The sequence below is a fragment of the Helicobacter pylori genome, assembly GCF_001653455.1.
Taxonomy (GTDB): domain Bacteria; phylum Campylobacterota; class Campylobacteria; order Campylobacterales; family Helicobacteraceae; genus Helicobacter; species Helicobacter pylori_A.
This window is the reverse complement of the sequence record NZ_CP011486.1, coordinates 1,121,424-1,141,998: the sequence shown is the minus strand read 5'-3', so window position 1 is coordinate 1,141,998 and position 20,575 is coordinate 1,121,424. Positions and strand designations below refer to the sequence as shown.

Here is a 20,575-nt window from a genome sequence, read left to right as displayed (position 1 = left end):
ATGGTTTTATTTTCTAAAGTTTTGCGCTAAGTGAATGATTTCTTCTTCGCTAATGTGATCGGAATTATATTTCACAATAATGATTTCTTCGCTAATATTGACATACCATTCAATAATTTTATCCCCTAAAGTTTCAAATTGTTCCTCATTGTAGGCGTCTAAGGGGAAATAAACATTTTTTTGCTTGGAAGGGTTATGGAGCAAAAAGAGCGATAAACCCCAAATAAGCCCTAAAGCTACAACGATTAAACTTGTGTTAGAAACGCCTAAACGATGGTAGCTCAACCCCCCGCTCACGCCCCCAACAAAGCTCCCTAAATAGCCAAAAGTAGTGAATTGCCCTAAAACCTTGCCTTTTTCATGCACTTTAGCGAACTTAGACGCTAAAGATTGCATGATAGGCTCTAAGGTGGCAAAGCCAATAAAGAAAAACGCCACCCCAACAATAAAAAGCCATAAATATTTACCCAAAAAGCTAGAGTCCGCTAAAAACAAACACAAATAACTCACAATAAACAACAATACGCCAGAAAGCATCACCCCCTTAGGCTTATTGTATTTTTCAGCCATAACGCTCGCTACTCCCATGCTTAAAACCCCTAGCAAGGCTCCAGGCACATACACCAAGATTAAAAAGCTTTCATCTTTATGGAATTCATTCACTAAGGCTAAAGGGATCAGCACAAAAATAAGCGTCATGAACGCTTTTTCAAAAAAAGAGCTTAGATACAAGAGATACAAGGCTTTGGAGTTGGGTTGGTAAGCTGTTTTATTGTTGATTTGATAAGAAATTTTAGGGGCGTCTTTGACTTTTAAAAGCATCAATAAACTCAATAGAGTTAAGATCGCTGTGAGCAAAAAGAGCCATTTCGCGTCCCCAAAAAACGCCACAACTCCCGGACCAATCGCCATGCTTATGGTAAAGCTAATGAAAATAAACGCCCCCATGATGGCCATGGCTTTGGTGCGCTCTTCTTCTTTCACTTCATCAGCCACCATCGCGCTAACGACCCCCCCTAAAGCCCCCATGCCTTGAATGAAGCGCCCGATAACGAGCCAAACAATATCGTTCGCTATAAAGCACACTAATGAGCCTATTAAAAACAATAACAAGCACACCACCACCACCACTTTACGGCCTATCTTATCGCTAAGAATGCCCATGGGGGTTTGAAAGATAATCTGCGTAAGATACGCTCCGCCCACCGCTAAACCCACGAGTAGGGGACTGCTTGAATGGAAACTATCCGCATACAAGCTAATAACAGGCAAGACAATAAAAAGCCCTAAAAACCGCAACGACGACACTAACGCCAATGGAAAAATTTTCTTAAACATGTGCAGTATTTTACAAGAAAATATCCAATTTTTATTATTAATTTAGGAAAGTAGGATTAATAATAAAATTTTAATGGATTTTTAAGAAAATTTTTTGTATAATCTATTCTTTATTTTTTATCATTTTATATTTGCTTGTGTCAAGGTAGCTCAGCTGGTTTAGAGCGCTGGTCTCATAAGCCGGAGGTCGGGGGTTCAAGTCCCCCTCTTGACACCATGATTTTGATTTAATATTCGTTTAAACTCCATTTAATCTTTTTTTTAGAAAATCTAAACTACAATAGCGTTGCATCTTTTAAATTTCTTAGGGATTTGACGATGATTTCTAGCTCTCTTTTTAGTGTTGTAGGGATGGCGGTGCTTTTTCTTATTGCTTGGGTTTTTTCTGGCAATAAAAGGGCTATTAATTATCGCACGATTATCATTGCGTTTGTGATCCAGGTGGCTTTAGGAGCGTTTGCTTTATATGTGCCTTTAGGTAGGGAAATACTCCAAAGTTTAGCTAGTGGCATACAAAGCGTAATTTCTTACGGCTATGAGGGGGTGCGCTTCTTATTTGGCAATCTCGCTCCAAACGCCAAAGGCGATCAAGGGATAGGGGGGTTTATTTTTGCGATCAATGTTTTAGCGATAATTATCTTTTTTGCTAGCTTGATTTCGCTTTTATATTATTTAAAAATCATGCCTTTAGTGATCAATCTCATTGGTGGGGCGTTGCGAAAATGTTTAGGCACTTCTAAAGCAGAAAGCATGAGTGCAGCGGCTAATATTTTTGTCGCGCACACCGAAGCACCCCTAGTCATTAAGCCTTATTTGAAAAGCATGAGCGATTCAGAGATTTTTGCGGTCATGTGCGTGGGCATGGCGAGCGTTGCAGGGCCTGTGTTGGCCGGGTATGCGAGCATGGGCATTCCTTTGCCTTATTTGATCGCTGCTTCATTTATGTCCGCTCCCGGGGGTTTGTTGTTCGCTAAAATCATCTATCCGCAAAATGAAAAAATCTCTAACCGCATGGATGTTTCCGTAGAAAAGCATGTCAATGCTATAGAAGCTATCGCTAATGGGGCAAGCACAGGGCTTCATTTAGCCTTGCATGTGGGAGCGATGCTTTTAGCCTTTGTGGGAATGCTTGCACTCATTAACGGGCTTTTAGGGGTTGTAGGGGGATTTTTAGGCATGGAGAATTTGTCTTTAGGATTAATTTTAGGCGCTCTTTTAAAGCCTTTAGCCTTTATGTTAGGCATTCCTTGGAGTCAAGCCGGGATTGCCGGGGAAATCATAGGCATTAAAATCGCTCTCAATGAATTTGTGGGCTATATGCAATTATTGCCTTATTTGGGCGATAACCCTCCTTTAATTTTAAGCGAAAAAACTAAAGCGATCATCACTTTTGCGTTGTGCGGTTTTGCGAATTTAAGTTCAGTCGCTATGCTCATTGGTGGGCTTGGTAATTTAGTGCCTAATAAGAAAGATCTCATTGCAAGGCTCGCTTTAAAAGCGGTGCTTGCAGGCACGCTTTCTAATTTCATGAGTGCGACTATCGCCGGGCTATTCATAGGGCTAAACGCTCATTAAAAGGACAAGAGATGCAAAAAAGAGTGGTGGTTTTATTACTGGATTCTTTTGGTATAGGGGCTAGTGAAGACGCTAAAGATTTTGGCGATTTGGGGGCGAACACTTTAGGCAATATCGCTAAGGCTTGTTTTAACAACTTGGCTGATTCTAATGATCGCAAGGGGGCTTTGAAACTGCCTAACTTAGAGGGTTTGGGTTTAGGCTTGAGCGCTTTAAAAGCTGCACATGAATTGCCTTTGGGTTTTGATTCCCAACCCAAATTAATAGGGGCTTACGCTTACGCCAAAGAACTCTCTAGCGCCAAGGATACGATTTCTGGGCATTGGGAGATGATGGGCGCGCCCGTTCTTTTTGAATGGGGGTATTTTAAAGACAAAAACAATTCTTTCCCTAAAGAAATTTTAGATGAAATCATGAATAAAACCAAGATTAAGGGTTATTTAGGGAATTGCCATGCATCAGGGACTGAAATCATTAAAGACTTAGGCGAAAAGCATTTAGAAACTTTATACCCCATTTTTTACACTTCAGCGGATTCAGTGTTTCAAATCGCTGCACATGAAGAAAAGTTTGGGCTTGATAATTTATACAAGCTTTGTGAAGAAGTGTTTGAAATTTTAGAGCCTTTAAAGATCGCTAGAGTGATCGCACGCCCCTTTATTGGTGCAAATAAAGACAATTTCAAACGCACTGCTAACCGCAAAGACTATGCAATAAAGCCTCATAAAAAATTGCTTTTTGAAACATTCATTGAAGAAAAGCAAGGCGAAGTCATTAGCATTGGAAAAATCGCTGACATTTACGCTCATGTGGGGATCACTCAAAAATTCAAAGCCGGTAGTTTGATGGAGTTGTGCGATGTAACTTTAGAGCAGGTTAAAAACGCCCCAGACAATAGCCTGATTTTTACGAATTTTGTGCATTTTGATAGCGATTATGGGCATAGGCGCGATGTGAGTGGGTATGCTAGCGCTTTAGAATATTTTGATGCGCGTTTAAAAGAGATTTTAGAAAATTTAAAAGAAAATGACTTGCTCATTCTTTGCGCCGATCATGGGTGCGATCCCAGCTTTAAAGGCACCGATCACACACGAGAATACATTCCTGTTTTGTTCTATCACAAAGATTTGCAACCCGCCTTTTTAGGCAAGAGCGAGACTTTTGCGGATATTGGGCAGAGTATCGCTTATTTTTTGGGATTAAGCCCCCTAGATTATGGCAAAAATTTATTGAACTTTAAAGGACAATCATGACCCCTCACATTAACGCCAAAATCGGCGACTTTCACCCCCAATGCATTTTATGCGGCGATCCTTTAAGGGTGAGCTATATTGCAAAAAATTTTTTACAAGACGCTAGAGAGATCACCAATGTGCGCAACATGCTAGGGTTTAGCGGGAAGTATAAGGGGAAGGGAATTTCTTTAATGGGGCATGGCATGGGCATTGCGTCATGCACGATTTATGTTACAGAATTGATTAAAACCTATCAAGTTAAAGAGCTTTTAAGGATTGGCACTTGCGGGGCGATCAGCCCAAGAGTCGGCTTGAGAGACATTATCATGGCTACTGGAGCTTCAACGGATTCTAAAACCAATCGGGTGCGTTTCTTAAACCACGATTTGAGCGCAACGCCTGATTTTGAATTGAGCTTAAGGGCGTATCAAACGGCAAAGCGTTTGGGTATTGATTTGAAAGTGGGTAATATTTTTACGAGCGATTTTTTCTATTCTTTTGAAACGCATGCCTTTGATTTGTTAGCCCAATACAACCACTTGGCCATTGAAATGGAAGCGGCAGGGTTATACGCCACGGCGATGGAGCTAAACGCTAAAGCTTTATGCTTATGCTCTGTGTCTGATCACTTGATCACTAAAGAAGCCTTAAGCCCTAAAGAAAGGATAGAAAGTTTTAATAACATGATCATTTTGGCTTTAGAGATGATGGGCTAACGATCTTTAAGCTTTATTTTTTGCCCCCATAAGTTAAGGATAAACTTTTAAGGAAAACCCTTAAAGCTAAAGCCTTAAGGGAACTCTTAAAAAACTAAAAGCTATCGTTTTACAGAAACTTCGTTTTACAAAACTATCGCTTCAATAAAACAACAACTTTACACCCCAAAAACGAAATTTCAAGGTATAATGTTCTCCAAGAGTTTTTGCCATGTTTGGTAGCCATGACAAACTCCTTATGGAAATTTATCCCCATAATTGCACTTATGGGGGTGTTTATTTTACAACAATCTCTCTAAAAACTAAATCCTATTAAGTTAAAAACACTCTTAAAAGCTTGATTGAGTGCATCAAAACACCCTAGAACTTTTTTTGAAATCCAACAAATTTATAGTAAAATTAAACGCATTGTAAATATATTATCATTTTAGAATATTTTTGCAACAAAAAAATTACTTTAAGGAACATTTTATGAAAAAACACAAAAAAACGATTCTACTTTCTCTAACTCTTGCAGCGTCATTGCTCCGTGCTGAGGACAACGGCGTTTTTTTAAGCGTGGGCTATCAAATCGGTGAAGCGGTTCAAAAAGTGAAAAATGCCGACAAGGTACAAAAACTTTCAGACGCTTATGAAAACTTAAACAAGCTTTTGACTAATCATAATAACTCCAATCAAGAAGCGATTAATGTAAACAGCGCTTCGGCCATTAATCAAGCGATTGACCATTTAAATAAAAGCGCGCAAAATTTAGTTGATACAACAACCAATTCCCCTGCCTATCAAGCCACGCTTTTAGCACTCCAATCCACGATAGGGCTATGGAATAGCATAGGCTATGCAATCGTGTGCGGAGGCTATACGGATAAACCCAATCACAACATCACAGAAACTTTTTACAACCAGCCAGGACAAAATTCAAATTCAATCACTTGCGGTAGTAATGGTTTAGGGACTCTTCCAGCGGGCAAAAATTCTCATCTATCCATTGAACAATTCGCAGCGATCAATAAAGCGTATCAAATTATCCAAACCGCTTTGAAAGAAGGTCTCCCTACCTTAAACAATACGACAAAAACAATGGAAGTAACCATCAAAACAGGAACCAACGCTAAAAACATCAATGTTGATAATGACAATAATAATGCTGCTGATACTACAATTAGTGTTACTAATACCGTTATTAATGATGCACAAAATCTTTTGACTCAAGCGCAAACAATCATTAACACCCTTCAAGACAATTGCCCGATGTTGAAAGGGAAAAGTAGTGATGGCAATAACGCAAACACCCCTTCGTGGCAAACAAGCGCTAACCAAAACTCATGCAGCGTTTTTGGCACGGAGTTTAGCGCTATTTCAGAGATGGTTGATAACGCGCAAAAAATTGTAAAAGAAACCCAACAACTTAATACCATAAAAAATATCGTGCAACCCAACAACTTCAACCTTAACTCCCCTGATAGCATTGCTTTGGCTCAAAGCATGCTCAAAAACGCTCAATCCCAAACAGAGGTTTTAAAACTGGCCAATCAAGTTGGGAGCGATTTTAATAAAATTTCTACAGGATCGCTTAAAAACTCTTTAGAAGAATGCAGCGCGAATGCTTCAAGCGAAAGCGTTTCTAGTAACACTTGGGGGAAAGGTTGTGCGGGCGTGAAAAACACTCTAGCTTCGCTAGAAAGCAGCACTACTTCTTTTTCTAGCCAAACGCCTCAAATCAATCAAGCTGAAACCCTCGCTAACACTATTGTTCAAGAACTGGGCAACAACCCTTTCAAACGAGTGGGCATTATTGGCTCTCAAACCAACAACGGCGCGATGAACGGCCTTGGCGTGCAAGTGGGCTATAAGCAATTTTTTGGGGAAAAGAAAAGGTGGGGGCTAAGGTATTATGGCTTCTTTGATTACAACCATGCTTATATCAAATCCAGCTTTTTTAACTCGGCTTCTGATGTTTGGACTTATGGGGTGGGGACAGATGTCCTTTATAATTTCATCAACGACAAAAACACCAACTTTTTAGGCAAAAACAACAAGCTTTCTTTCGGGCTTTTTGGAGGTATTGCGTTAGCGGGGACTTCATGGCTTAATTCTCAATTCGTGAATTTAAAAACCATCAGTAATGTTTATAACGCTAAAGTGAATACGGCTAATTTCCAATTTTTATTCAATTTAGGCTTAAGAACCAATCTCGCTAGACCTAAGAAAAAAGATGGTCATCATGCAGCCCAACATGGCATGGAATTAGGCGTGAAAATCCCTACCATTAACACCAATTACTATTCTTTTTTAGGCACTAAACTAGAATACCGAAGGCTTTATAGCGTGTATCTCAATTATGTGTTTGCGTATTAGACGCTCTCTTAGGAGGGGGTTTAAATCTAAGAAAACCTCTAAAACTAAAGGTTTTCAAAAACAACAACTTAAAAACGAAATTTTAAGGTATAATGCATTCGCTTTTGCCATTTTTAGTTTCCATGGCAAGCTCCTTTTTAAAATTTATCCCCATAAATTCCACTTATGGGGGTTTTGCAACGATCTCTTTTTAAGCCAATAAAAATCCATCTAAAAAATTATTACTCAAAAACACTTTTAAAAGAATCGTTAAAGTTTTTTAAAAAAAGGATTTTTTACTCACTCCTCTTAATTTAAACAAAACAAATAAATACCTTAAGGCAATTTAAAATAAAGTAGTGGTAAGATAACCCCAAAGCCCCTTATTAAATTAATCTATACCAAATAGTAAGGAGTTATCTAACATGGGGTTTTTCAAGCTTAAAGAACACAACACGAACATTGCCACCGAGTTTAGAGCGGGTTTAACGACTTTTATCACCATGATTTACATCGTGCCACTAAACGCTCTTATCCTTTCTCACGCCAACATGCCTTATGAAGCCCTTTTAAGTGCAACAGCCATTATCACTATCTTAGCGAGTATTTTTAACGGATTGTGGGCGAACACCCCCATCGCCATGAGCGTGGGCTTAGGGTTGTCAGCTTATTTTAGCTTTGGGCTAGTTCAAGGGCTAAAACTCCCTTGGCAGAGTGCTTTAGGCATCGTAGCGCTCTCTGGAGTGATTTTTGTAATCTTGTCTTTCACTAAGTTTAGAAGTTGGGTCATGCGAAGCATTCCTAGCGATTTAAGGCGTGCGGTGAGTGCAGGGATAGGTGCATTTATTGCATTTATTGGCCTTAAAGAAATGCATATTGTCGTTACCCATAAAGCCACGCTTGTAACCTTAGGTGACTTTAGCGATCCGCATGTGTTATTAGGGGTTTTTGGGATCATTATAACTTTTGCGCTCTACACGCTCAAAATCAAGGGTTCTTTTATCCTAGCGGTCTTAATCACTTCCATTCTCGCATGGGTTTTTAAGCTAGCCCCTTACCCTAGCGAATTCTTTTCCATGCCCGCAAGTATTAGCCCTATCGCTTTTCAACTAGACTTTAAAGGCATTTTTTTTGACGCGAGCGGGGCTTTCACTTTGGCGTTAGTGCCGGTTATCATCACTTTTTTTGTAACCGATTTGTTTGATTCTTTAGGCACGCTTGCAGGGATTGGCCACAAGACTGATTTTTTTGATGATGAAGAAAAAAACAAGGAATTAGAAAGGACTTTAGAAGCGGATGCGGTGGCTTCTTTAGGGAGTGCGGTGGTGGGCGTTTCTACCACGACAGCTTTTATAGAAAGCGCAAGCGGGGTTGAAGAGGGTGGGCGTACAGGGCTTACGGCGGTTTTTACCGGGCTATTTTTTGTTTTAACGCTCTTTTGCTTACCCCTTTTAAAAGCCATTCCTGGCAATGCGATTTATCCGGTGCTAGTGATAGTGGGGGTTTTGATGTTTAGCGTGTTAGAGGGGGTGAATTTTAAGGACATGGCCATTAGCGTTTCCACTTTTTTAACCGTGGTGATGATGCCTTTAACTTTTTCCATTACCGACGGCTTGGCCTTTGGCTTTTTATCTTATGGTATTATCAAATTAGTCCAAAAAGACTTCAAAGCCATCAATTCCGGCATTATCATTCTCTGCATCATTTCTGTTTCTGTATTTATCTTTCGTTAAGCTCTTTTTAAAGAGCTTGGCATTTTTTACCCATTTTGTGGCTCTTTTCCTTGATTTGAATCGTTTATTATCTCAAAACAATTACAATAACATTATTATTATTGTATCAATTCAATAAAAGGAAATGGTATGCAAAAAACTTCTAACACTTTGGCGCTGGGGAGTTTAACAGCGTTATTCTTCTTAATGGGTTTCATCACGGTTTTAAACGACATTTTAATCCCGCATTTAAAACCCATTTTTGACTTGACTTATTTTGAAGCTTCTCTCATTCAATTTTGCTTTTTTGGGGCGTATTTCATCATGGGAGGAGTTTTTGGGAATGTGATCAGTAAAATCGGCTACCCTTTTGGCGTGGTGCTTGGCTTTGTGATCACAGCGAGCGGGTGCGCGTTGTTTTATCCAGCGGCGCATTTTGGTTCTTACGGGTTTTTTTTAGGAGCGTTGTTTGTTTTAGCGAGTGGGATCGTGTGCTTGCAAACCGCCGGTAACCCTTTTGTAACCTTGCTTTCAAAGGGTAAAGAAGCCAGAAACTTGGTTTTAGTCCAGGCGTTCAATTCGCTTGGCACGACTTTAGGGCCTATTTTTGGGAGCTTGTTTATTTTTAGCACGACTAAAATGGGCGATAATTTAAGTTTGGTGGATAAATTAGCGGACGCTAAAAGCGTTCAAATGCCTTATTTGGGCTTGGCGGCGTTTTCGCTCCTTTTAGCGTTCATCATGTATCTTTTGAAATTGCCTGATGTGGAAAAAGAAATGCCCAAAGAAACGACGCAAAAAAGCCTCTTTTCGCACAAACACTTTGTTTTTGGGGCTTTAGGGATCTTTTTCTATGTGGGAGGCGAGGTTGCAATTGGTTCATTCTTGGTGTTAAGCTTTGAAAAACTTTTGAATTTAGACCATCAAGCAAGCGCGCATTACCTGGTGTATTATTGGGGAGGCGCGATGGTAGGGCGCTTTTTAGGCAGTGCGTTGATGAATAAAATCGCTCCTAATAAATATTTGGCTTTCAACGCCTTAAGCTCTATTATTCTCATCGCTTTAGCCATTCTCATTGGAGGCAAGATCGCTCTATTCGCTTTGACTTTTGTAGGCTTTTTCAACTCTATCATGTTCCCTACCATCTTTTCTTTGGCCACGCTCAATTTAGGGCATCTCACTTCTAAGGCTTCTGGAGTGATTAGCATGGCGATTGTGGGAGGAGCGTTAATCCCCCCCATTCAAGGCGTGGTTACAGACATGCTAACAGCAACCGAATCAAATTTGCTCTACGCTTATATCGTGCCGTTGTTGTGCTATTTTTATATCCTCTTCTTTGCTCTTAAAGGGTATAAACAAGAAGAAAACTCCTAAAAAAAGGGAGGGGGGGTTCTTTTATTTTCTTTGCTTATTTTTGAAAAATTCCCTATAAGATAACTTAGCGCTGATAATTATTTAGAGAGAACGATCGTAAAATACCCCCTATATCCTTATGGGTTTTACAGCACCATAAAATCTCAAACAATACAATAAGGTTAAAAACCCCATTTTTTAAAAATTAAAGAATATTAAGTTTTATTTGCCAGCATTTGATGGAAATAGAAATTTTTAACGCTTGAGACAAAAGCGCAAACAAGGTTTTTAAAAATTTTAAGACATGCTCACAAATGCCACTAATAAATAAGAAAAACCTCCTAACCACAAAAAGCTAAGAGATCTATAAAACAGCCCATCGTAAAAAGACGAGTGGGATTTTGCTATAGAAGTTTAAAAATAAAGACTAATAAATGGGTTTAGCGTCTTTGAATTTATACTCTGTGAGAAACCCGGTGCCATCAAAATTACCCACTAAAGAGATCTTTGCAATATCGCCCACTTGGCAATCTGTTTCTAAAATAAGATAAGGCACTTCATCTTTTCCGATTAAAGTGATCACTTGACCCTTTTTCTCACGGCTTTGCTTAGGGAATTCTTTAGGATCAAGGCCTGTGGTGTCGCCGGTTTGGAGCATTCTAAAAGCATAGCACATGCCGTCATTGATTTGAGCGCTATAAATTTTGCCTTTTTTAACTTCTTTTTTAACCCCCGGCTTAAGCGCGATGCGTATTTCTGAATGGATTTCAGCTTCTTGCATTTTGCCTTTATAATTGCGCACTTGCACCTTATGGACGCCGTTAGGGTCTCCTTTTTTGAGCAAAGAATCTTCATAGCTGAATTTTTGAATGTCTAAATCCCCATCAATAAAGCTCCTAGCGTTAAGCTGAGCGTTCAAAAACCCCATGCCCAATAACCCCACTAACGAAAACTTCAAACAACGCTTATAAAAATAATTCATTAACAATCCTTTCAAATAAAATCAAACAAATGTATCTCAAAATTAAAAACAAAAAGATGACCAAAGCGTTAATTTAGCAACAAAAACGCATTTCTGTCAAGCAAAGCCTGAAAAATCATTCAAAAATGATTTCTTCCGGTTTGATTTCATCCCCATAAATGGGCGCTAAAGTCTCTTGATAAGCTTCTTTTAAAAAGTCGCTAGAAATGAGGGAATCAATTTCATTGTTCAACCATTCTAAAAGCTTAGGGTTGCCTTTTTTAATCGCTGGAGCGATCACATCCTTATCGCCAAGGCTTGTAATGCCTAATTTAAACTCAGGGTGTTGTTTCGCCCAAGCGAGTAAGAGGGTGTTATCATGGGATAATGCGATAGCCTTGTTGTTTAAAAGGGCTAGAAAAGTCTCTGTGTTTTGTTCAAATTTTAAAAGTTTGATATTAGGGTAATTTTTAGTGAAATAAAAATCCGCTGTCGTGCCTTTATTCACAATCAGTTCTTTATCTTTCAACTCTTTTATATTTTTAATCACCCCATCTTTAGAGATCACCCCTAAAGCGACTTTCATATACGGCTTAGCGAAATCCACAACCGCTTCTCTTTCTTTAGTGCGCGTGAAATTAGCCATGATAATATCCACTTTATTGGCCTTTAAAAATTCCACCCTAGCTGAAGCTTCTACAGGAATAAATTCAATCTTATTTTCATCGCCCAATAAATCAAGAGCCATGCGTTTAGCGATGACCACATCATAACCCTGATATTGCCCTTTAGAATCCACAGAGCCAAAAGGAGGTTTATCGCTAAAAACCCCCACTTTTAAAACCCCCCTTTGTTTAATGACTTCTAAAGCGTCCTTTTTTTCTTTATGGCTATCAGAGCATGCATTAAAGACTAAAGCGATCAAAACTAAAAATAGCCCCCATGCCTTAAAAAGCTTATTGTTTTTCATGAAACCACCTTTTTTTGAAATTAAAATTATCCTTTTATCAAAACTTATTTAACAACTCCCTAAAAAATGGAAAGTTTCTAAAAATTTTTGCGCTCTTTGGGATTTAGGGTGGTTAAAAAATTCTTTAGCGCTGTTTTCTTCAGCGATCTTACCGCTATCAAAAAACACGATCTTGCTAGCGATTTTTTGGGCGAATTTCATTTCATGCGTTACAATCACCATGCTCATGCCCGTTTTGGCTAATTCCAAAATCACTTCTAACACTTCTTTAACCATTTCAGGGTCTAAAGAGGCGGTTACTTCATCAAAAAGCATGATTTTGGGCTGCATGCATAAAGAACGCACAATGGCTACTCGCTGTTTTTGCCCGCCGCTCAACTCTTTAGGGTAAGCTTTTTGTTTATGCTCCAAACCCACTCGTTTTAAAAGCTCTATGGCTTGAGAAATGACCTCATCTTTGGATCGTTTTTGCACTTTTAAAGGAGCGAGCAAGATATTATCCAGCACGTTTAAATGCGGGAACAATTCATAATTTTGAAACACCATGCCTATTTTTTGGCGCATTTGATTCCAGTTAGTGCTTGGCGCATTAAGGTTAGTGTTTTCAAAAAGGATTTCACCTTCATCAATCTTTTCAAGCCCATTTAGGCATTTTAAAAAAGTGCTTTTCCCGCACCCGCTAGGCCCTAAAATCACTGCCACTTCACCCTTATTCAAAGTGAAATTGATGCCGTCTAAAACCAAATGGTTTTGATAGGTTTTTTTTAACCCTTTGGTTTCTAAAATCGCGCTCATTTTACCCTCTAATGTGTTGGAATTTTTTTTCTAAATAGGAACTATACAGGCTCAAACTATAACATAAACTAAAATAAAACATTAAGATGACGCCATAAACCACAAAGCTTGCATTAGGCATGCGCAAGAGGTTAAGCTCTATGATTTGTTGGCCCACTTTTAGTAAATCAATCGCTCCAATGAGAGAGACTAAGGCCGTGGTTTTAATCATGCGCGTGAATAAATTAAGGCTTGAGGGCAATAAAGACAAAAAGCTTTGAGGGAAAATAATATTAAAAATCACCTTTTTTGAATCTAAGCCTAAGGCTAGAGCGCTTTCTACTTGGTGTTTGCTCACGGAAGTTAAAACCCCTCTAGTCAAATCCATCATTTCAGCGCCCCCCCACAAGCTAAAAACAATAATGCTCGCTAAAACAGTGCTGATATGCAAATCAAACCAGCTCGCTAACCCAAAATACACGATAAAAAGCCATGCTAAAAGCGGGATGATGCGAACGCTTTCTAAATACACACGACACGCCAAAACCATTATTTTAGAGCCAAACGCCATCAAACTCCCCAAAAGCATTCCAACAACGATTGAAATAACCGCAGAGCTAAGAGCGATCAAAAGGGTGATCTCAAACCCTTCTAACAAACGCTTAAGGTTGTCTAACTCTAGTAAAACTCCCATTTTAAGCCCCTTTCTTTTTAAAGGAACGCTCTAAAATCACAAACAAAACGCTCAAAGGGAGTAAAGCGATCAAATAAGTGAGGCTTAACATCAAAAGGCTTTCAGTCGTTTTGTAATAAATGCCAATAAAATCTTTCGCCACAAACATAATATCGGTTAGGGCTATCGCGCCCACCACCGAAGTTTCTTTGAGTAAAAAAATCACATTCGCCCCTATGGAAGGCATGGAAACGCTTAAACTTTGAGGCAGAATAATATAATACATCATTTTCAAAGGGCTAAACCCTAAACTCAAAGCGCTTTCTCTTTGAATGGAAGCTAGGCTCTTAAACCCAAGCAAAAAACTTTGACTCATATACCCCCCACCCAAAAACCCTAACGCTAAAATCGCGCATTCTAAAGCGCTCAAACCGATTTCATTCAACCCGTAATACAAAAAGAAAAGCTGGATGAGTAGGGGCGTGTTCCTAGCGATTTCGCCATAGATATAGGCAACAGGAGAGAGAAAACGCGTTTTAAAATACAAAATGATCGCGCACAAAAACCCCACCAAAAGAGAGAGCAAAATCCCCAAGAAAGAAATATAAAGCGTGAGTTCTAATCCCTTCAAAAACGCAGGGATGGAGTGAAACATAAAATCCCAATCTAATGCCATAACGCTAAACCTTAAAATTAATGACACCTTAAAGCATCATGTTTAAAAACGGCTCTTATTTACCCCAATTGTTAGAAGTTTGGAAACCCAAGCCTTTATGCGGGAAGTTTATGAGCTATTTTGCCACTATTCAAAGAAAATTTGGATTATAATAAAAAAACTGGCTGAAATTAACAACAATGATTAAACAATCATTAAATGGAGAGGACATGCAAAAAAGTTTAGTTTCTTTGGCTTGGGTTTTTGTCGCTATTTTAGGGGCGATCTGTTTAGGGGTGTTAGCCTTACACAAGGGCGAGAGCATTAACACGCTATGGCTTGTAGTAGCGAGCGCTTGCATTTATAGCATAGGCTATCGTTTTTATAGCCATTTTATCGCTTATCGGGTGTTAAAGCTAGACGACAGCAGAGCCACGCCCGCATGCGTAAGGAATGACGGAAAGGATTTTGTGCCTACGGATAAAGCGATCACCTTTGGGCATCATTTCGCCGCTATTGCTGGGGCTGGCCCTTTAGTAGGCCCAATACTAGCCGCTCAAATGGGTTACTTGCCCTCTATTCTATGGATTTTGATAGGCTCGGTTTTAGGGGGTTGCGTGCATGATTTTGTGGTGCTTTTTGCTTCCATTAGGCGCGATGGCAAGTCTTTAGGCGAAATGATCAAGCTTGAAATGGGTAAATTTGTAGGTATGATCGCAAGTCTTGGCATTTTAGGGATCATGCTCATTATCATTGCGATTTTGGCGATGGTGGTGGTGAAGGCTTTAGCGCATTCGCCTTGGGGCTTTTTTACGATCGCTATGACCATTCCCATTGCGATTCTTATGGGGCTTTACATGCGGTTTTTCAGGCTGCATAAGATTTTAGAAGTTTCTGTTATTGGCTTTGCGCTGTTGCTTGTAGCGATTTATGCGGGTAAATATGTTTCTTTAGATCCCAAATTAGCGTCAATCTTCACTTTTGAGGCCAGCTCTTTAGCGTGGATGATCATGGGCTATGGTTTTGTGGCTTCTATTTTGCCGGTATGGTTTTTACTCGCTCCACGAGATTATTTAAGCACTTTTTTAAAAATTGGCGTTATAGGGGTGTTGGTGGTGGCGATTATTTTTGTCGCTCCGCCTTTACAAATCCCTAAAATCACTTCTTTTGTAGATGGCAGCGGGCCTGTGTTTGCAGGGAGCGTGTTCCCTTTCTTGTTTATCACGGTGGCTTGCGGGACGATTAGCGGCTTTCATGCTTTAATTTCTTCAGGCACAACCCCTAAAATACTCGCTAAAGAAAGCGATGCAAGGCTAGTGGGCTATGGCTCTATGGTGATGGAAAGCATTGTGGCTCTTATGGCGTTGGTGTGTGCAGGGATTTTACACCCTGGACTTTATTTCGCTATCAATTCGCCAGAAGTGAGCATTGGTAAAGATATAGCTGATGCGGCTTCGGTGATTAGCTCATGGGGTTTTAGTATCAGCGCTGAAGAAATCAATGAGATGACCAAAAACATCGGCGAAAGCTCCATTTTGAGCCGCACCGGTGGGGCGCCCACTTTTGCAATTGGTTTAGCGATGATCGTGTATCACATTTTAGGGGATCCAAGCGTGATGGCGTTTTGGTATCATTTTGCGATTTTGTTTGAAGCTCTGTTTATTTTAACCGCTGTGGATGCAGGCACACGAACCGCTCGCTTTATGATCCAAGATTTGCTCGGTAATGTTTATAAGCCTTTGGGCGATCTTAGCTCTTATAAGGCTGGGATTTTTGCTACTCTTTTGTGCGTGGCAGGGTGGGGGTATTTCTTGTATCAAGGCACGATTGACCCTAAAGGGGGGATTTATACGCTATGGCCTTTATTTGGCGTGAGCAATCAGATGTTAGCGGGCATGGCGTTGTTGTTGGTTACGGTGGTGTTGTTTAAAATGGGGCGTTTTAAAGGGGCGATGATAAGTGCTTTGCCGGCAGTTTTGATTCTAGCGATCACTTTTTATAGCGGTGTGTTAAAAGTGATGCCAAAGAGCGATGATAGCGTGCTTAATAATGTTTCTCATGTGGCTCAAATGCAAATCATTAAAGAAAAAATCGCGCTCACTACCGATGAAAAAGCGCTCAAAACGCTCCAAAAATCCTTTTTTAACCACATGATTGATGCGATTTTGTGCGTGTTTTTCATGTTTGTGGCGTTGTTGGTTTTAATCGTGAGCGTTAGGATTTGCTCAAACGCTTATTTTAAAAATAAAATCTACCCGCCGCTGGCTGAAACCCCTTACATTAAAGCTGCTTGAATAAAGGGGGCTTAAACCCCCTTATTGCAAACCCATAAAATCCTATAATAGGATAAAAAAAGTGAGAGGATAAAAAAGACTAGTGCTAGAGCTTGATTGGGGGAAAGTAAAAGCAACTTAAGACCTTAAAATTTTTCAAAAAAAAAAACAGAGAGAAAAACAATCATCAAAAATTGAACCCCAATCAGTAGCAAAGGTGTTATGGCATCGCCTAAACCATCAAAATGAACAAAATTACAGAGAACTATACAATCATTTAAACTTATATTTGTAACCTTTTATGTAAAACCCTTAAGGGGATAGGGGGTTTTTGAAATCATTCTCTCCTTAACCCCTTAAGATCTCGCTAATCAAAGATCGCTTTTTAAAGAGGCTATCGCTTGGTTAAAATCAAGCTTTATTAGATTATAAAAATGCTAAAAACATGTGATTTTAAAGATGATGGATTTTTGTTTGCACGATTTACAAAAAGAATTTTTGCTTGAGTTTTGCAGGATAGAGGTTAGAGAGATAGCGTTAAAAACGCCCACCACAGAGATAAGCGTTAAAAAGACCATGCCATATTTTGTTATCGTAGCATCTAAAAGACGCTTACCATATTTTCATAGCATCTTAAAAAGACGCTTACCATATTTTCATAGCATCTTAAAAAGACGCTATTAAGGCTGTGTATAAAGCACTCCTGTCAGAATAAAGGGCGGGGAAGTTTTTAGGCACAGGCCCGTTTTCACCCGGTTTAAAGCCTTTGTTGGTATGCACCCCATAATATGAAAGATCAATGCTGCCGCTCAAATATTCAGAGAATTTATACCCTAAAGAAAGCATCGCTCTCGCTTCCCAAGAGACCACAGAGGCGGAATATTGCGTGGCGAATTTCCATGTGAATTTTTTAGCAAAATGAGTGCCGCCGCAAGAAAGGAAAATAGTAGCGGCATCTCTTTTAAGGGCTGTGCCTGTGAAACCGGCATACACGCTGTTACCTGACATCATCACACCGCTTGGATTCCCCATGTTGCCTATCCAACCATTAGCGTTTTGAAAGACTTTATAAAAGGCGATTGAAACATTGTAATTATTGATGTCAAAGCGTTGGCGGATAATGAGATTTTGCCCGTTTTGAGTGGCTGGCGTGTCGTATTTATAGACTGGGCTTCCATTGGATTTAACGATCATCCAAGGGTAGTAAATGGGGAAAAACCCTATGATAGCCGTATCCGAGCGAAAGCCTGTGCCGCTGAAATTAGGGTTGGAATCCCAGCCAATCTTAACGCCTGGAGCGTTGAAAATTTGCGGCGAAAGGTAATAAAGCCTTCTATGAGAAAACGATGAGGTTTATAGGTGAGCTGCACCGCATGCGTGCCATAAAGCACCTTATGCCCATGGCTATCATAACCCCCTTTATCGTTTTTGGTAAAGCCCCCGCTATAAGTGGTCCTAGCGGCAAACCAATCCATCAAAAACGAGCCGTAAGCGAACGCCCTCCCAAAAGAGCTAAACCAAGTCAAGCGTGCATGCTTGTATTGCCCAGAAACTTGAAAACCTTGTGTTTGACCGCTTCTAAAAGGCATGGTGGAGAGATAACGCCCGCCTTTTATTTCAAAATAATTCTTATAAGCATATTCTAAATACGCATCGCTAAAGACATAATCACGAACATTTTTATTGTGTTTCATGTTTTGTGTTTCAAGGCTATCGGTTTGTAAGATATTCGTATAGCCCCCCATAAACCCATCGTAATAACCAAAGAGGTTGTAAGCCACAGAGCCGTCTTCAAATTTCTTTGTGCCGTCATAGAAAATAGACCCTACCATGCCTCCTATTTTGCCTTTTAGAACATGATCTGAAACCTTTTTGGGGAGTAGGTTAAAACCAAGCCCTAAATAGCCTGCAATCGTTGCGAATTGCTGCATAGGGTAGATGCCTCTTTCTTTGTTGATTTTATGTTGGTTAAAACCGATAGTGCTGGATTGATTCACAAAGCCATCGAGCTTGGCTTCAAAACCTTGCAAAGAAGAGCTTAAAAATGCTCCAAAGAATAAAACCTGACTTGCCTTTTTCTAAAATAAGATTAGTAAATGCAAATATTTTTAAAGATAAATCTATTCTTTGATTTTTATTATTCTTAGCTTTGAAGTAATTATAATATGTAAAATAATGCATATGATGAGAAAATCAAGCTTTTAAAAGCTAAAAACGATCAATTTGTAGAAATTTTACTCTCTTTAAATTCAAATAGCTAACACATGGCGCTAAAATCCGTTATTCTTAACGGATCATTATGGAAAGATCCATTAAAAATGAGATTATATTCTGTCGTAAAACAAACCTATTGGTTATAATTTTTATACAATTCTATTAAATGCTTGGTGGAGCTGTCAAAAAAAGCGTTGCTTTTATGCCCTTCTAATTCTTGCAAAATCGGCACGGCTAATTCTTTCCCAAGCTCCACGCCCCATTGATCAAAGCTGTTAATATCCCAAATAACCCCTTGCACAAAGACTTTATGTTCATAAAGAGCCACCAACGCCCCCATATTGCTTGGCGAAATCTTTTCTAATAAAAGGATATTAGAGGGGCGGTTGCCAAAAAACACCCTGTGGTGGGCTAAATCTTTGGCTTCATCTTTGTCTAAGCCTTTAGAAAGCAGTTCGCCAAACGCTTCTTCATAACTTTTGCCTTTCATGAAAGCTTGCGCTTGCGCTAAAACATTGCTGAATAAAATCTCATGATGGCCTTTAGCGTTAGGCTTTTTGTCTAAAGAGGCGATAAAATCAATGGGGATTAAATGCGTGCCTTGATGCAAGAGCTGGAAAAAAGCGTGCTGAGCGTTAATGCCCATATCGCCCCAAACAACAGGGCAGGTGTCATAGGGGATTGTTTCGCCTTTTTTGCTGATGCGTTTGCCATTACTTTCCATGTCCAATTGCTGGATGAATTTAGGGAAATGCCTTAGATATTGATCATAAGGAGCGATCAAGTGGCTTTTGGATTGGAAAAAATTGATATACCACACGCCAATCAATCCCATTAAAACGGGCAAATTGCTTTCAAAAGGGGCGTTCCTAAAATGCTCATCCATCAAATACGCTCCTTTCAAAAGAGCGTTAAAATTTTTCTTCCCTAAATAGATCATAATGGATAAACCAATGGCTGACCACAAGCTATAACGCCCCCCTACAAAATCCCAAAATTCAAACATGTTATGCTCATCAATGCCAAACTGTTGCACCGCTTCTTTATTGGTGGATACCGCTACAAAATGCTTAGCGATATGTTTTTCATCGCCGCTCCTTTCTACAAACCATTTTCTAGCGGTTAGGGCGTTAGTTAAGGTTTCTTGAGTGGAAAAAGTCTTAGAAGCCACGATAAAAAGCGTGCTGGCTGGATTGAGTTTTTCTAAAACATCTAAAATCTGTGTGCCATCCACATTAGACACAAAATGCATTTTTAATCTCGGGTGGGCGTAGCGTTTTAGAGCCGTGCAAACCATTAAAGCGCCCAAATCTGACCCCCCAATACCAATATTGACAATGTCGGTGATCACTTGGTTGGTATAGCCTAGTCTTTTACCGCTCCTCACGCTATCGCTAAAGGCTCGCATGCGTTTTAAGACGCTCCGAACGCTTTTTAACACTTCCATGTTGTCTAGTAAAATTTCAGTGTCGTTCAAGCTCCTTAAAGCGGTGTGTAAAACGGCTCTTTTTTCGGTGGTGTTGATCTTTTCGCCTTTAAACATCGCTTCAATCTTTTCTTTCAAAGAGCAATCCTTCGCCAATTCAAAAAGGAGTTTTAAAGTGGTGTCATTCAAGCGGTTTTTGGAATAATCCAAGCTCAAGCTTTCAAATTGCACAAAATAACGGCTCGCTCGCTCTTTGTCTTTAGAAAACCAGTCGCGCATGTGCATTTCTTTAATTTCTTCATAATGTTTGAGTAATTTTGGATAAGTTTTTAATTGGGTTAGCATCAATACCCCTTCAATTAA

Annotated in this window: 14 protein-coding genes, 1 tRNA gene and 2 pseudogenes; 9 read left to right on the top strand and 8 right to left on the bottom strand. The window is 39.6% G+C overall.

Annotated elements, in window-relative coordinates:
- Positions 1 to 6: 6 nt before the first annotated feature.
- Positions 7 to 1,299 carry an MFS transporter gene (locus tag AA977_RS05380; protein WP_366648817.1) on the bottom strand — a complete coding sequence of 431 codons (1,293 nt, stop codon included), beginning with the start codon at positions 1,297 to 1,299 and terminating at the stop codon, positions 7 to 9.
- Between the two features lie 178 nt (positions 1,300 to 1,477).
- Here AA977_RS05380 and AA977_RS05375 point away from each other — a divergent pair.
- The 8 genes and pseudogenes from AA977_RS05375 to AA977_RS05345 all read left to right on the top strand — a co-directional run bounded on the left by AA977_RS05375 (position 1,478) and on the right by AA977_RS05345 (position 10,287).
- Positions 1,478 to 1,555: transfer RNA gene (locus tag AA977_RS05375), tRNA-Met, on the top strand.
- Positions 1,556 to 1,656: 101 nt separating this feature from the next.
- Positions 1,657 to 2,913, top strand: a complete 1,257-nt coding sequence (locus AA977_RS05370; RefSeq protein ID WP_064434863.1) for a NupC/NupG family nucleoside CNT transporter — start codon at positions 1,657 to 1,659, stop codon at positions 2,911 to 2,913.
- Positions 2,914 to 2,924: 11 nt separating this feature from the next.
- Positions 2,925 to 4,166: a phosphopentomutase gene (locus tag AA977_RS05365; protein WP_064434862.1), complete on the top strand. Its 1,242-nt coding sequence runs from the start codon at positions 2,925 to 2,927 to the stop codon at positions 4,164 to 4,166.
- Positions 4,163 to 4,864: a purine-nucleoside phosphorylase gene (gene deoD / locus AA977_RS05360; protein WP_064434861.1), complete on the top strand. Its 702-nt coding sequence runs from the start codon at positions 4,163 to 4,165 to the stop codon at positions 4,862 to 4,864. The genes AA977_RS05365 and deoD overlap by 4 nt, the downstream gene beginning before the upstream one ends.
- Before the next feature lie 471 nt (positions 4,865 to 5,335).
- Positions 5,336 to 7,222, top strand: a complete 1,887-nt coding sequence (locus AA977_RS05355; RefSeq protein WP_064434860.1) for an outer membrane protein — start codon at positions 5,336 to 5,338, stop codon at positions 7,220 to 7,222.
- Between the two features lie 14 nt (positions 7,223 to 7,236).
- Positions 7,237 to 7,424, top strand: a pseudogene (locus AA977_RS08255) (hypothetical protein); the annotation flags it as partial.
- 202 nt (positions 7,425 to 7,626) lie between these two features.
- Positions 7,627 to 8,934, top strand: a complete 1,308-nt coding sequence (locus tag AA977_RS05350; protein ID WP_064434859.1) for an NCS2 family permease — start codon at positions 7,627 to 7,629, stop codon at positions 8,932 to 8,934.
- Positions 8,935 to 9,063: 129 nt separating this feature from the next.
- Entirely contained in the window at positions 9,064 to 10,287 is a 1,224-nt protein-coding gene (locus AA977_RS05345) for a sugar MFS transporter (RefSeq protein ID WP_064434858.1), read from the top strand.
- 406 nt (positions 10,288 to 10,693) lie between these two features.
- Here the strand turns inward: AA977_RS05345 and AA977_RS05340 are convergent, their stop codons facing one another.
- The 5 genes from AA977_RS05340 to AA977_RS05320 form a co-directional block, all read right to left on the bottom strand.
- The gene (locus AA977_RS05340; protein ID WP_064434857.1) at positions 10,694 to 11,248 is read right to left on the bottom strand and encodes a hypothetical protein; all 555 of its coding nucleotides are present in this window, start codon (positions 11,246 to 11,248) and stop codon (positions 10,694 to 10,696) included.
- 115 nt (positions 11,249 to 11,363) lie between these two features.
- Entirely contained in the window at positions 11,364 to 12,197 is an 834-nt protein-coding gene (locus AA977_RS05335; protein ID WP_064434856.1) for a transporter substrate-binding domain-containing protein, read from the bottom strand.
- Between the two features lie 48 nt (positions 12,198 to 12,245).
- Positions 12,246 to 12,992: an amino acid ABC transporter ATP-binding protein gene (locus AA977_RS05330; protein ID WP_001274153.1), complete on the bottom strand. Its 747-nt coding sequence runs from the start codon at positions 12,990 to 12,992 to the stop codon at positions 12,246 to 12,248.
- A 1-nt stretch (position 12,993) separates the two neighbouring features.
- Positions 12,994 to 13,665 (bottom strand): ABC transporter permease subunit, encoded by a 672-nt coding sequence (locus tag AA977_RS05325; protein WP_064434855.1) that lies wholly within the window; start codon positions 13,663 to 13,665, stop codon positions 12,994 to 12,996.
- 1 nt (position 13,666) lies between these two features.
- Positions 13,667 to 14,320: an amino acid ABC transporter permease gene (locus AA977_RS05320; RefSeq protein ID WP_064434854.1), complete on the bottom strand. Its 654-nt coding sequence runs from the start codon at positions 14,318 to 14,320 to the stop codon at positions 13,667 to 13,669.
- 179 nt (positions 14,321 to 14,499) lie between these two features.
- Between AA977_RS05320 and AA977_RS05315 the strand changes: the two genes are divergently transcribed.
- The gene (locus AA977_RS05315; protein WP_080472373.1) at positions 14,500 to 16,593 is read left to right on the top strand and encodes a carbon starvation CstA family protein; all 2,094 of its coding nucleotides are present in this window, start codon (positions 14,500 to 14,502) and stop codon (positions 16,591 to 16,593) included.
- Positions 16,594 to 17,238: 645 nt separating this feature from the next.
- On the opposite strand, the pseudogene AA977_RS05305 reads toward AA977_RS05315, so the two are convergent.
- Together AA977_RS05305 and pgi are read right to left on the bottom strand one after the other, a co-directional pair.
- Positions 17,239 to 18,602, bottom strand: a pseudogene (locus AA977_RS05305) (outer membrane family protein).
- A gap of 317 nt (positions 18,603 to 18,919) precedes the next feature.
- Entirely contained in the window at positions 18,920 to 20,557 is a 1,638-nt protein-coding gene (pgi, locus tag AA977_RS05300) for a glucose-6-phosphate isomerase (protein ID WP_064434851.1), read from the bottom strand.
- Between the last annotated feature and the right edge of the window lie 18 nt (positions 20,558 to 20,575).